The sequence below is a fragment of the Agrobacterium sp. CNPSo 3708 genome (assembly GCF_028674915.1).
GTDB classification, from domain to species: Bacteria; Pseudomonadota; Alphaproteobacteria; order Rhizobiales; family Rhizobiaceae; genus Agrobacterium; species Agrobacterium cavarae.
In genome coordinates this window covers 576,614-588,856 of record NZ_JAQZSF010000001.1, presented here as the reverse complement: position 1 = coordinate 588,856, position 12,243 = coordinate 576,614, and the positions used below count along the sequence as shown (strand labels likewise).

Annotated in this window: 13 protein-coding genes; 2 read left to right on the top strand and 11 right to left on the bottom strand. The window is 57.5% G+C overall.

All coding sequences use genetic code 11. From position 1 onward, the window contains the following. Positions 1-37 precede the first annotated feature (37 nt). Positions 38-1,435: a leucyl aminopeptidase family protein gene (locus tag PVA19_RS02755; RefSeq protein WP_113175703.1), complete on the bottom strand. Its 1,398-nt coding sequence runs from the start codon at positions 1,433-1,435 to the stop codon at positions 38-40. A 243-nt stretch (positions 1,436-1,678) separates the two neighbouring features. Between PVA19_RS02755 and PVA19_RS02750 the strand changes: the two genes are divergently transcribed. Continuing rightward, the gene (locus PVA19_RS02750) at positions 1,679-2,395 is read left to right on the top strand and encodes a tetratricopeptide repeat protein (RefSeq protein ID WP_162236319.1); all 717 of its coding nucleotides are present in this window, start codon (positions 1,679-1,681) and stop codon (positions 2,393-2,395) included. A 108-nt stretch (positions 2,396-2,503) separates the two neighbouring features. Here PVA19_RS02750 and PVA19_RS02745 read toward each other — a convergent pair whose 3' ends face one another. From PVA19_RS02745 to PVA19_RS02700, 10 genes are all read right to left on the bottom strand, one after another. Continuing rightward, the gene (locus tag PVA19_RS02745) at positions 2,504-3,490 is read right to left on the bottom strand and encodes a type II secretion system F family protein (RefSeq protein WP_274101056.1); all 987 of its coding nucleotides are present in this window, start codon (positions 3,488-3,490) and stop codon (positions 2,504-2,506) included. A 9-nt stretch (positions 3,491-3,499) separates the two neighbouring features. Continuing rightward, the gene (locus PVA19_RS02740) at positions 3,500-4,504 is read right to left on the bottom strand and encodes a type II secretion system F family protein (RefSeq protein WP_062443296.1); all 1,005 of its coding nucleotides are present in this window, start codon (positions 4,502-4,504) and stop codon (positions 3,500-3,502) included. After that, positions 4,501-5,991, bottom strand: coding sequence for a CpaF family protein (locus tag PVA19_RS02735; RefSeq protein ID WP_274101055.1), 1,491 nt, complete (start codon positions 5,989-5,991; stop codon positions 4,501-4,503). Before PVA19_RS02735 ends, PVA19_RS02740 begins: the two co-directional genes overlap by 4 nt. Before the next feature lie 42 nt (positions 5,992-6,033). Further along, positions 6,034-7,323: an AAA family ATPase gene (locus tag PVA19_RS02730; protein WP_274101054.1), complete on the bottom strand. Its 1,290-nt coding sequence runs from the start codon at positions 7,321-7,323 to the stop codon at positions 6,034-6,036. A gap of 34 nt (positions 7,324-7,357) precedes the next feature. Further along, complete coding sequence (locus PVA19_RS02725) at positions 7,358-8,050, bottom strand: CpaD family pilus assembly protein (protein WP_274101053.1); 693 nt, start codon at positions 8,048-8,050, stop codon at positions 7,358-7,360. Beyond that, the gene (locus PVA19_RS02720; RefSeq protein ID WP_111850253.1) at positions 8,047-9,627 is read right to left on the bottom strand and encodes a type II and III secretion system protein family protein; all 1,581 of its coding nucleotides are present in this window, start codon (positions 9,625-9,627) and stop codon (positions 8,047-8,049) included. The genes PVA19_RS02725 and PVA19_RS02720 overlap by 4 nt, the downstream gene beginning before the upstream one ends. Then, entirely contained in the window at positions 9,624-10,430 is an 807-nt protein-coding gene (gene cpaB, locus PVA19_RS02715; protein ID WP_111850252.1) for a Flp pilus assembly protein CpaB, read from the bottom strand. The genes PVA19_RS02720 and cpaB overlap by 4 nt, the downstream gene beginning before the upstream one ends. A 141-nt stretch (positions 10,431-10,571) precedes the next feature. Then, a complete protein-coding gene (locus PVA19_RS02710; RefSeq protein ID WP_111850251.1) occupies positions 10,572-11,084 on the bottom strand; it encodes an A24 family peptidase in 513 nt (170 codons plus the stop codon). Between the two features lie 84 nt (positions 11,085-11,168). Further along, on the bottom strand, positions 11,169-11,378 hold the full coding sequence (locus tag PVA19_RS02705) for a Flp family type IVb pilin (protein ID WP_111850250.1): 210 nt from the start codon (positions 11,376-11,378) through the stop codon (positions 11,169-11,171). Between the two features lie 340 nt (positions 11,379-11,718). Next, positions 11,719-11,877, bottom strand: a complete 159-nt coding sequence (locus PVA19_RS02700) for a hypothetical protein (protein WP_274101095.1) — start codon at positions 11,875-11,877, stop codon at positions 11,719-11,721. On the opposite strand from PVA19_RS02700, the gene PVA19_RS02695 reads away from it, so the two are divergent. Further along, entirely contained in the window at positions 11,804-12,175 is a 372-nt protein-coding gene (locus PVA19_RS02695) for a pilus assembly protein N-terminal domain-containing protein (RefSeq protein WP_274101093.1), read from the top strand. The two genes, PVA19_RS02700 and PVA19_RS02695, sit on opposite strands and share 74 nt — an antisense overlap. Positions 12,176-12,243: the final 68 nt, after the last annotated feature.

The following is a 12,243-nucleotide window of genomic DNA, read 5'->3' as shown; positions in this document are numbered from 1 at the left end:
TCCTCGCCTTGAGCGGCGAGGATGAAAATGCGTACGCTTATTTCTTCGCAAAGCTGCGGGAGATGTAGTGGAACAGAGCGCGGATCGCCTGTGCCTCGCCACCCACCGAAGTGTGCGGACGCTCGCTGAGCGACCATCCGTAGATATCGAAATGTACCCATTTCTTCGTGGCCGTGACGAAGCGCTTGAGGAAGAGCGCTGCGGTGATCGACCCGGCCATGCCGCCGGACGGCGCATTTGTAAGGTCGGCGGCGCGGGAGCGAATGTCCTTATCGTAACCCATATGAAGCGGTAGCCGCCACAGCGGATCGTCAGTATCGATGCTGGCCTCTGCGATGCTGTGCGCAAGGTCTTCATCATCCGTGTAGAAGGGCGGGACGTCAGGTCCGAGGGCGACGCGCGCAGCCCCCGTCAGTGTCGCCATGTCGATCATCAGGTCGGGCGCGTCCTCGTCGGCATAGGCCAGCGCATCGGCGAGAATCAGTCGACCCTCGGCATCGGTATTGTCGATCTGGACGGTTAGACCCTTGCGGCTCTTGTAGATGTCGCCAGGCCGGAAGGCATTGGCGGAGATGGAGTTTTCAACCGCCGGAACGAGGACGCGAAGATCGATGGGCAGGCGTGCGTCCATGATCATCAGCGCGAGACCAAGCACGTTAGCCGCACCGCCCATATCCTTCTTCATCAGGGCCATGGAGGAGGAGGGTTTGATATCGAGCCCGCCTGTGTCGAAGCAAACACCCTTGCCGACGAGCGTCAGGCGCGGATGACCTTTCTTGCCCCATGACATTTCCAGCAGGCGCGGCGCGCTGGCACTGGCGCGGCCAACCGCATGCACAAGCGGAAAGTTCTCCTTCAAGAGATCGTCGCCGGTGATGACGGAAACCTGCGCCTTGTAGTGGGCGGCCAGACTGCGAAAAGCGATCTCGAGTTCGTCCGGCCCCATGTCATTGGTAGGAACGTTGATCAGATCGCGCGCCAGGAAGACACCGGCCAGCACGCGCTTGATCTCCGCATCTTCGGCATCGCGGGGAATGAGAAGTTTCGGGCCTATGCTTTTGGCGGCACGATACTTGTCGAAGCGATAGGCGCCGAGACCGAAGCCGAGCGCCAGTCGATTGACGGTGAGCGGTGCCGTCTCGATATGCCAGTCGCCTTCGGGAAGCTCGCGCGCCAGTTTTCCGGCGATGAAAGGAAGCTCCGAAGGGTTGGTCCCGAGCCCAAGCAACGCGCCGCCCAGAGCGCCTTCCGCAGAAGGGATCAACAGGATGGCACCCGCTTCTGCTTTAAAGCCTGCCTTCTTCGCCCAGTCGAGGGCGATGGGATCGATGGCACCCTGATCGATGTGGGCGGGCGTAACCGCAAAAACGGGAAGTGTCTCCCCAGGTTTCGAACTGAAGGGAGTGGCGCGCTCGATGAATTGATAAGGGACCATTGTCTGCTTTCGTAAACGGCTGAGGCGGGCAAATTAACACTCTGTTAGGGTTAACAGATTATTGCTGGAGCGAAAGTTGCGTGGTGCACGCTGCTTCGATGAAATATCCGATCACAGGGCCGGGGCGATATCATGATTGCGATTTCCTCACATCATGCCAACAAGCGCATCCTCCTTCGGGGTGCCTGTGCCGCTGTTCTGGCGCTGAGCCTTTCGGCCTGCTCCACGAACCGTCCGGACCGCATGTCGACGGGATCGATTTCTCCTGCCGTCTCGCACTCCTATGATCAGATGAACATGGATCAATTGCGCCAGGCGGAAGCCTCGGTTGGCGCATCCTATGCCCGCAATCCCAAGGATCGCAACACCGGGCTCAACTACGCCAACATCTTGATGATGACGGGCAAGAACGCACAGGCGCTTGCCGTCATGCAGCAAGTGGCGATCGCCTATCCAGCAGACCGTGAGGTTCTGGCGGCCTATGGCAAGTCACAGGCTGCCGCCGGCCAGCTGGAACAGGCGCTCAACACCATCCAGCGCGCGCAAACCCCCGATAGACCGGATTGGCGCCTCTATTCCGCAGAAGGTGCGGTTCTGGATCAGTTGGGCCGTTCGAACGAAGCCCGGACGAAGTATCGTCAGGCTCTTGACTTGAAACCCAACGATCCGAGCATCCTCTCAAATCTTGGAATGTCCTACGTTCTGCAAAACGATCCGCGCACCGCAGAGACCTATCTGCGCAGTGCCGCCGGGCAGCCCGGTGCCGATAGCCGTATTCGCCAGAATCTGGCGCTGGTCGTAGGCCTTCAGGGACGTTTTGAGGAAGCGCAGAAGATCGCCACGCAGGAGCTCTCTCCTCAGCAGGCGCAGGCCAACCTCACCTATCTCCGCGGCATGCTGTCTCAGCAAAATGCCTGGTCGCAGCTTTCCGACAAGAACAAGAAGACGGAAGTCCGGTAAGCACTTCTTCTTGTAGATCCCCTCAGCGACGGCGGAGCCGTGTGCCGCAGCATTGCGACCCCTCATCATCGGTCTGGAACGGCACGGCTGGCGCTGTCGGCACCGTCATCAAAACGAGTCGGCAACGCGAATACCGGCGGGACCGAGAATCACTGCAACCAGCACCGGCAGGAAAAACAGGATCATCGGCACGGTGAGCTTGGGCGGCAAGGCGGCTGCCTTCTTCTCGGCCTCGTTCATGCGCTCGTCACGACCCTCCTGCGCCAGAACGCGCAAAGCCTGGGAGAGCGGCGTACCGTAGCGTTCCGCCTGGATGAGCGCCTGAACGACGTTCTTCACGCCGTCCAACTGTGTGCGCAATCCAAGATTTTCCAGCGCGACGCGGCGATCCTGTAAAAAGGACAGCTCTGCCACCGTCAGCACCATTTCTTCCGCAAGTTCCGGAGACTGCTCCGTCATTTCATCTGCCACGCGGCGCATGGCGATTTCCATGGTGGTTCCGGATTCGACGCAGATGAGCATCAGGTCCAGCGCATCCGGCCAGCTCCGCTTGATCGACTTTTGGCGCTTGGTGATGCGGTTCGAGATATAGATATTCGGCGCGTAAAATCCGAGATAGCCGAACAACAGGACAGCCATGAGACGGACAAAAAAGCTGTAATTGGCAAGGTTGTTCAGGCCGTAGACCCAGAACGCTGCGAGGATCAGAAAGATGAAGGGCAGAATGAAGCGTGCCGCCAGAAACGTATTCAGCGCGTTCTGAGAGCGAAAACCTGCCGCCTTCAGCTTGTTCATCGTATTGGCATCCACCAGCGCCTCACGCAGGTTGAAGCGCTCCACGATCTTCGTGGCGGATTTACTCTGCGTGGCTCGGAGGCTTGCTTTGCCGGCCTTGTTCGCGCCATCCGTCCGCTCACGTTCGCGCACGCGAATGCGCTCGCGTTCCGTCGATACCGCTTTCGTCCGCCGGTTGAGGTCCGCGCGGTTCAGATAGGGCATAGCCAATGTATAGACGGTGGAGAAAGCTGCAAAGGCAACAAGAGCACCGATGATCAAGTGCAGGTTGAGAAGGCTGGACATGATATGATCAAACATGGAACGGCCTCAAATCTCGAAGTTGATCATGTTGCGCATGATGATGATGCCGATCGACATCCACACCGCAGAGCAGCCGAGAATGAGGTGCCCTCGCTGGTCGGTGAACAGCACCATCAGATAGTCTGGGGAGGTAAGATAGACCAGGAACGCTACGATGAAGGGCAGGGCTCCGATGATCACGGCAGAGGCCTTCGCCTCCATCGACAACGCGCTGACCTTGGCCTTCATCTTGCGCCGATCGCGCAGCACCTTTGAAAGGTTGCCGAGCGTTTCGGACAGATTGCCGCCGGCCTGTGCCTGCATTGCAATGACGATTCCGAAGAAACTCACCTCAGGCAGAGGCATTGTCAGCGTCATGCGCTCGATGGCTTCGGGTAGCGACATGCCGACCTGCTGGGAATCGACGACGCGTCTGAACTCCGTCTTCACCGGCTCCTGACCGTCGGAGGCGATGAGCCTTACCGCTTCGTTGAGTGGAAGGCCGGATCGGATCGAGCGGCACATCACGTCGAGCGCATTCGGAAACTCCTCGAGAAACTTGGTCTGACGACGTTTCACAAGAAACCGTAAAACCCAGCGGGGAGCACCGAGAACGCCAATAAAGCCGATGCCGAGCGCCACGAGAAGCGGCATGTCGTAAAGAAGAGCAACCAGTGCCGCGAACACAGAAAGACCGGCGCTGATGAGATAGAGCCTGGAAGGTGAGATCGACAGATTGGCCTGAAGAATGAGGCTCTTCACGCTTGCATTGTTGCGCTTTTTGGCCTTCTCGTTTTGTTTTTTCTCCAACTCTTTCAGCATGTCCTGCGTCGACTTGCGACGCTTGGTGGTTTCCTGAAGGCGGTCGCGCGCGGCTTTCATGTTGATGCGGTCTGTTTCGGCCGCCTTCACTCGGTTGACGCGGGTCGCAGTTTTCTTCTCCGTTTCGATTTGCGGAAACAGGAAAACATAGGCGAGCGAGCCGGCCGAAATGGCGACGAGAACGATGAGAAGCAGCATTGTCATGGTCATTGGCTATTGCGCTCCATCGCCTCCAAGGCCGCAGCAAGACGCTGTTCCTCGTTGAAATAGCGAACCCGATCGTGGAAGTGCGGCTTGGTAATTCCGCTGGACACGTGCCGTCCGATCAAGCGTCCGTTGGAGTCCTCCCCCTCGATCTCATATTTGAAGAGGTCCTGCGTGATGATCACATCACCTTCCATGCCGACGACTTCCGTCACCTGGGTAATCCGTCTGGAGCCGTCGCGAAGACGCGCGGCCTGGATGATGACATCAACGGATGAAGCGATGATTTCACGAACGGTTTTTGCCGGTAGCGTATAGCCGCCCATGGCAATCATCGATTCCATACGGCTCAGACACTCGCGGGGCGTATTGGCGTGGATTGTACCCATCGAGCCGTCGTGACCGGTATTCATGGCCTGCAGAAGGTCGAAGACTTCCGGTCCACGGACTTCGCCGACGATGATACGTTCAGGCCGCATACGCAGGCAGTTCTTGATCAGGTCACGCATGGTGATCTCGCCTTCGCCTTCGATATTCGGCGGGCGGGTTTCAAGGCGCACGACGTGCGGCTGCTGAAGCTGAAGCTCGGCGGTGTCTTCGCAGGTTATCACGCGTTCATCGCGGTCGATATAGCTCGTCAGGCAGTTGAGAAGGGTCGTCTTACCTGAGCCGGTACCGCCGGAGATCACGACATTGCAGCGGACGCGGCCGATGATCTGCAGAAGGACAGCTCCCTCCGGCGTGATCGCGCCGAAGCGGACCAACTGGTCAAGCGTCAACTTGTCTTTCTTGAACTTACGGATCGTCAGAGCCGGTCCATCGATCGACAACGGCGGAGCAATCACGTTGACGCGCGAGCCGTCTGGAAGGCGCGCATCGCAGATCGGGCTTGATTCGTCGACGCGACGGCCCACCTGGCTGACGATGCGCTGGCAGATCGAAAGCAGCTGGGCATTGTCGCGGAAGCGGATATCGGATTCGATCGTCTTGCCGTTGACTTCGATGAAGGTCTGTCCGGCGCCATTGACCATGATGTCGGCAATGTCGTCACGCGCCAGAAGCGGCTCCAGCGGACCATAACCCAGAACATCGTTGCAGATATCTTCCAGCAGTTCTTCCTGCTCGGAGATCGACATCGCGAAGTTTTTGATTGTGATGATATCGTTGACGATATCGCGGATTTCTTCGCGCGCGCTCTCCCCGTCGAGCTTTGAAAGCTGGGAGAGATCGATGGTGTCGATCAAGGCGGAGAAGACCTGAGCCTTCGTCTGGTAATAGTCCTCGGTGCGCACACGCTTGCGGGCCTGGCTGCCTGTGTCCTTTTGAACCGCAGAAGGCTTAGGCGCCGGTGGCTGCATCACGATAGTCTGTGATGGACGGGGTTCGTCCATCACAGGCGGCGCGTTCATGACAGCCGGATGGGCAGCCGGCAAAGCAGGCCGTCCATTGTTTGCGCTTCGCCCGAAGCCTTCGCCGCCACGTTTTCCAAACATCTCTTGTCTTCCGGTCTGTCGTCTCGTGGACCAATCCACGTTTTACTTGCGTTTCAGGATTTCCATGAACTTGCCGAGCCCCGGTCGTTTCGCTTTGCGGGCCGACGATCGGCCCGTGAGCACGTGCGAAAGCTGGGAGAAGGTTTCCGCAACCGGCGATTTGGCGTCGATCTCACTGATCATTCGCCCGCTGTTGGAGGCAGCACCGAAGAGCTGAATATCGAAGGGGATGATGGCAAGCGGCTCGATTTCCAGCGGCTCGAAGAAGTCGGTAGGATCGATCTCAGGACGCTTCGCCATCCCCACCTGGTTCAGAACCAGATGCGGCGCCTTGTCGTTCGGTCGCAGCTTCTTCAATGCATCGAGAAGGTTCTTGGTGTTTCTTAGATTTGCCAGGTCCGGCACGGCGGTGATGACCACCTCATCGACCTCTGCCAGAACGGCCTGCGTCCAGTCCGACCAGACATGGGGTACGTCCAGCACCGCAACCGGTGCGCTGCGTTGCAGGAGCTCCAAAAGTGGCTGGAAGGCCGCTCTATCGAAATCATAGGCACGGTCGAGAAGCGATGGCGCGGCCAGAATGGACAGGTTTTCGGAACATTTGGTCAGCAGGCGATCAAGAAAAACCTCGTCGAGCCGATCCGGCGCGAAGACTGCCTCGGCAATTCCTTGTGCGGGGTCCTGATCGAAGTCGATATTGACCGTCCCGAAGGGCAGATCCAGGTCCGCAAGAATGGTCTCGGTGGAAAACAGGCTCGATATTCCGAAGGCACAATTATGCGCGATGGTGGAAGAGCCGACACCGCCCTTGGCACCGATGAAGGCGATGCTCCGCCCAAGCGGCTCAGCCTCCGGATCGACGAAGATCGCGGAGATTGACGCCATCAGGTCCGACGCTTTGATCGGTGAAACGAGGTACTCGGAAATACCGTTGCGCATCAGGTCGCGGTAGAGCGCGATATCGTTGTGACAACCGATGATGATGACGCGCGTCGATGGATCGCATACCTCTGCCAGTGGTGCGAGATCGCTCAGAAGCGTCGATGGATCGCGATGGGTTTCGAGGATGACGAGATTGGGCGTGGCTGTGGATGAAAACGTTCTCGCAGCCGCTTCGATCTCGCCATTGGTCACCCGCATGCTGACCTTGTTCATCCGCCGGTCGGCTGCCAGCCGCTCCATCGTCCGCTGCATAGCCTCGCTTTCACAGAAGGCGTGGATCGAGATGCGTGGCAAAGGACGCACACTCTCCAACTCGCCCGGGCGGAGCGCGTCTTCGGCGACTGGCACATCTGCGTTGTTGTGCCGAATATCGTAGTTCACCGGGTTCATATCAGATCCTGTCGCTCAAGCTGGGAGGCGCGTCTTAGTCGTTCGTGGTGGCTGTGTTCTTACCGGCGCGATACTTGCCGAGTACGACCGATCGCCGTTCAGCGTCGATCGGGCTCATGCCGCGGGGGCCGACGAGATCCATGGGGTTGGCGATCTGTGCCGCCAGATTGTTCTGGGAAGCGCAGCCGAAATTGTACCAGTTCTTGTTGGACGAGGTGTTGCTGTTCAAGTCTTCGGGCCACTGGCCGCACTGACCCGTCATGGCGGTGACGGCGACATAGGAAAGCCGTATGGGCGCCGCATCGCCGTAGGGCGAAGCACCATAAGGAACCTCGGCGATCTTGCCTGCTGGAATGCCGGAAGACGTCAGGATCGATCGGATTTGACGCTTGATGATGGACGCGGAAGCTGCATTGGCCGAGCCCGTTGGCACCTGCATTTGAACGATGCTCGTGGAACTCGCCACATAGTTCTGGACGAAGCCCTTCACATTTTCGGCCATAGCCCCGGGCAGCCTGTTGTCTGCCGGAGAGACTGGAATATCCAGCGAGTGTTGCGCTTCGGACAGGGTGATCGGGTGGCGCGTGCGATAGTCGTCTGGAATGGCGCCCGTCGTCTGTGGGTCGCGGGCACAACCCTGCAGGGCGGCGACGGCAGCGAGCACGCAGACGAGTTGACCGAGGCGCAGATAAGAAACAGAATTCGTCAGAGGGTGCGTTTTCGTCATTTGTAGATAAATCCTACCGAGCCCTGATATGGCTGTGCCTGAACCTGCTGCCTGTTGTTGCCGTAGACCTTGTTCACCCGGTTCATGAAAAACGTCGCGGAGTCATTTTCCGGGCTGAAGTTATCATCCGGCCGCGCGATCTGATTACGTGCCACGGGCCGAACGAGATAGGGCGTGGCGATTATGACAAGTTCGGTCTCGTTGCGAATGAAATCCTTGCTGCGGAACAGCGTGCCGAGAATTGGAACCTTGGACGCACCTGGGAGGCCTGACATAGCCTGGCGGACATTGTCCTGCACCAGACCTGCAATCACGATCGAGCCGCCCGATGGCAACTCGACGCTTGTCGATGCTTCGCGCTTGCGGATCGATAGATAGGTGCTGCCAGGAACGCGGCTCGTGTTGCCATTGCCTGAGACGACGTTGCCTTCATAGGTCGGCTCGGACACGTTGGTCTCGATTTTCAGGCTGATGCGGCCTGGAGACAGCACGACCGGCCGGAAATTCAACTCGATACCATATTCAACCGTATCGGTCTGACGCGTCACAGTCGGCACATTATTGTCGTCGAAAGTGACGTTCTGAACGCCGGCAAGACGGAAGTCCCCGCCGACATAGAACTTTGCCTGCTCGCCGGAAATCGCAGTCAGGCTTGGTTCGGCGAGCGTGCGCATGACGCCCGCCTGCTCCATGGCATTGAAATAGCTAGAAAGAGCGACCTTGCCGATGGCGCCCCCGATATTGCCGGAGCCTCCAATCGCCAGCGCGTTGCCGAGGTTGGCTGGATTGGAGAACGAGACCGCTCCACCGAAATCCGAGCCCGAGCCGCTGATAGAGCCGTTGAAGCCGAGCTGCTTGAGAACCTGCCGGCTGACTTCGGCGACCGTCACTTTCAGCGTAACCTGATCTTCGCCCTCGATCGTCAGCATATTGACGATTGACGACTTCTGGCGGTTTTCCGCGAAGATCGCCACGGCACCATCGCCGTTGCTTTCGCTGGTCGCCGTGATGTTGCGGGTTGTGGCTTCACCGCCCTGAAGGAAGGCTGTGGCAAGTTGCACTGCACGTGCGGAATCCTGAGGGGTACGGACACTGCCCGAGAGAACAATGTTGTCCGATACGATTTCAACCCGGATATCCGAATCCGGGATGAAGCGGCGTAGATTGGCCTCAAGGCCGGTGATATCGCGCTCGACCTCAAGATCAAGGCTGACGATCTCTTCGCCATGGGCGCCGAAGATGAAGATGTTGGTCTGCCCGACCGACTTGCCGAAGAGATAGATACGGCGCGACGTGCGTGTCACCGCATCTGCCATGCTCGGATCGGCAACGAGAATATCGTGGGCATCCTGCGGAAGATCCACAACGAGGGCCTTGTTCAGACCAAGCTTCACGCGCTTGCGCACGCCCGTGCCACTTTCAGAAATCCGAAGAATGCTGGCACTTTGGGCCAGCGCATCAATGGTGCCGATCCCAAAGTGGGATGCACCGGGAACGCCTGCAAAGCCAATGCTGAAGGCGATGCCACCAATGAGCGCCGCCTTCAGGCCATGTCGGATCGAGTTCGTCTTGCTCATTGTGCGGCTCCCTCATTTTCTCGCACGATCGAGCCAGACTTGATGATCTGGATCGCCGGTCTGCCGGATTCGCCGCTGAGTAGATAATCTGCAGATGCTGTGTCGCTATCCTGCACATCCGCAACGGAGCGGAGCGACAAGGTCAGGCGGTCCGCCATCTGGTGTGCGACGGTGATGATCTTGGCCTGCTCAGGCGTCAGTTCCAGTGTCGCGGTGGCGCCAATGACAGACGGCGTACCGTCAGGCCCTTCTTTGATCTGCTGGTCGATCGCCAGAACGCGGACATTGTTGAGGACGTTTTCGGTCAAGAAGCCGCCGCCCTCATTTTTGCGCACCATGATGACATCGACGCGGTCATTGGGAAGAACGAAGCCGCCAGCACCGGTGGCAACAGATATTTCGGTGGACACAGCCCGCTTTCCGGCGGGCAGAAGCGAGGACATGATGCGCGTGCTGGAATCGACCACCTTTTCGGAGCGAAGCGGCTCGCCTTCGAAAAGCGGGAGGCGAACGATCGCGCCCGTCAATTCGGCGATCGCATCAGGCCGTTTTTCCTCGGTGACATAACTGTCATTGACGCTGCCTTGCGGCCATCGCGCCCAGCGCACGGAACTTGTGTCGAGCCTGCTACCCACGGGCAAATTGACAGCCGAGACCAGAACGCTAACGGTCGGCTCTTTCTGGATAATGGCTTCTGCCTTCTCCACCACCGCTTGCGGCGCAGCAATCTGCATGGCCAGCAGGCCCGCAAGACCAGCAGCCACAACGGCAACGGAGAGGATAACGACACGTGAGGACTTCATGCTGGGCCTTTGGAGTAGAATCTCTGCCCAGAGGATGGCCTGCCATTCGTGTAATTATGGTTAATAAGAAGTGATTGTTTTGGGTTAATCAGAAATTAATATGCTGTATTAGCAAGTTTAAATAGTGCTTTTGAGCGTCTGTCACAGAACGGCGCGCATTGCGGCCTGTACGATGGGTGCTTCCGGGTAACACAACAGACCCGCGACCGCTATGGCGATACCATATGGAACCTTTTTTGCGACCAGCAACGAGTCAGGAATAGGGAGGCCGCTCGCCATTATCTCTTGAGAGCGCGAACGCAAGAGAAGTATGCCAAGGGTCAAAACGCCTCCGATAATGGCCACTGCGATCAAGAACGTCGCGAGAGAGCCGTTGAACCCGAACCAGACAGCGCAAGCTGTGAGGAGCTTTGCATCTCCCCCTCCCATGACGTTGAGGGCAAACATCGAGAAGCAAACAAGGAAAACGACTAGTCCAGCGGCAAAGCTCAGACCAAATGTCTGCCAGTCCATCCCAGATGCAAGTGCTACCACGATGAAGGTCCCCATAAGAATGACGGAGATTCTGTTCGGAATCGTCATCGAAAAGAGGTCCGTCAATGCTGCCAGCGCAAGGCAAAGCGGGAATACGAGAAAGATAGAAGCGGTGATCATGCTTTACCTCAAATGCGGCAGGTAGCTCTTCTTCTAAAGAAAATGCCGCCCGGAGGGCGGCACTTTGTTCGAATGTCGCTGCAATCAGCCGCCACCATTACCACCCGTGGCGGCGCCGGCAGCGCCGGAATTTGTCAGCTTGGTACCGATGTTCTCGAATGTTGATGTGAGTTTGCTGCCTATGGTCTGCGCACCCCCAATAATAGCCACCGAAATCAGAGCCGCGATCAGGCCATACTCAATGGCAGTGGCGCCGGACTCGTCCTTCAGGAACCGAGCGAAAATCTTTGTCATGCGGATTCTCCTAATTCGTTGTGGTCAGCACGCCGACAACTGTTTCTCGTTGTTCGGTTGAGGCAAACCTACAAAATCTCGATTGCCAAGCGTTTAAAAAACGGGCTTAACGTAACGTTAAATGAGTAATGTCGAACGTTTGGTAAACAAAGCCAAAGATTAAAAGATAAAATACGATTGATGGAGAGAACGTCTGAAGAGTATAGGATAGTGCGAGCCTATCTTGCCTGAAATTCATCGCAACATCGCTGGTATTGTGCGGTTATGCGACAGGCTGTAGCGACGTCGGATTGTATTTGATCGCGCGGCACTTTCTCATTTTGGAGCGCCGTTTAAGTCTTCATTCACCATTCCCGTTCATGGTGGTGACGATGAAATGCGCCAAGCATAACCAAAGGTCTGTTCCGCTCATGCTGTCTTCCACCATCAAAAGATTTGCAATTGCTGCAGCGGTCTTAGGTTTTGCGCCTGCTTTTGCACTCTCTGCGGATGATGACATGCTCCGCGTCTCGATGAATCAGGCGCGTGTGCTGAAACTTGATCGCGCCGTGAGCAAAGTCATTGTCGGTAATTCGAAGGTCGCAGATGCGACGGTTGCCGATGCTACGACGATCGTGCTGACCGGACGCAGTTTCGGCACCACCAATCTTGTGCTGCTGGATGCCGAGGGAAACGCAATCGTCGATGAACGCGTTCTGGTGTCGATTGATGAAGGCAACACGGTCAGGGTCTATCGCCAGACCTCACGAAGCGTTCTGTCCTGTTCGCCCTCCTGTGAAGAGCACGCGCAGAACTAAAATCGCGTATGCCAGCATGACTCGCTTCAGAGTGTTCTTCGTTCAGCCCGCGTTCGCTGAACACATCT

What these genes read in the sequence shown, in the direction of transcription:
- PVA19_RS02755 (WP_113175703.1), bottom strand. Translation starts at nt 1,435, where the DNA reads ATGGTCCCTTATCAATTCATCGAGCGCGCCACTCCCTTCAGTTCGAAA.
- PVA19_RS02750 (WP_162236319.1), top strand. Translation starts at nt 1,679, where the DNA reads ATGTCGACGGGATCGATTTCTCCTGCCGTCTCGCACTCCTATGATCAG.
- PVA19_RS02745 (WP_274101056.1), bottom strand. Translation starts at nt 3,490, where the DNA reads ATGTTTGATCATATCATGTCCAGCCTTCTCAACCTGCACTTGATCATC.
- PVA19_RS02740 (WP_062443296.1), bottom strand. Translation starts at nt 4,504, where the DNA reads ATGACCATGACAATGCTGCTTCTCATCGTTCTCGTCGCCATTTCGGCC.
- PVA19_RS02735 (WP_274101055.1), bottom strand. Translation starts at nt 5,991, where the DNA reads ATGTTTGGAAAACGTGGCGGCGAAGGCTTCGGGCGAAGCGCAAACAAT.
- PVA19_RS02730 (WP_274101054.1), bottom strand. Translation starts at nt 7,323, where the DNA reads ATGAACCCGGTGAACTACGATATTCGGCACAACAACGCAGATGTGCCA.
- PVA19_RS02725 (WP_274101053.1), bottom strand. Translation starts at nt 8,050, where the DNA reads ATGACGAAAACGCACCCTCTGACGAATTCTGTTTCTTATCTGCGCCTC.
- PVA19_RS02720 (WP_111850253.1), bottom strand. Translation starts at nt 9,627, where the DNA reads ATGAGCAAGACGAACTCGATCCGACATGGCCTGAAGGCGGCGCTCATT.
- cpaB (WP_111850252.1), bottom strand. Translation starts at nt 10,430, where the DNA reads ATGAAGTCCTCACGTGTCGTTATCCTCTCCGTTGCCGTTGTGGCTGCT.
- PVA19_RS02710 (WP_111850251.1), bottom strand. Translation starts at nt 11,084, where the DNA reads ATGATCACCGCTTCTATCTTTCTCGTATTCCCGCTTTGCCTTGCGCTG.
- PVA19_RS02705 (WP_111850250.1), bottom strand. Translation starts at nt 11,378, where the DNA reads ATGACAAAGATTTTCGCTCGGTTCCTGAAGGACGAGTCCGGCGCCACT.
- PVA19_RS02700 (WP_274101095.1), bottom strand. Translation starts at nt 11,877, where the DNA reads ATGTCATCATCCGCAGAGAGTGCAAAAGCAGGCGCAAAACCTAAGACC.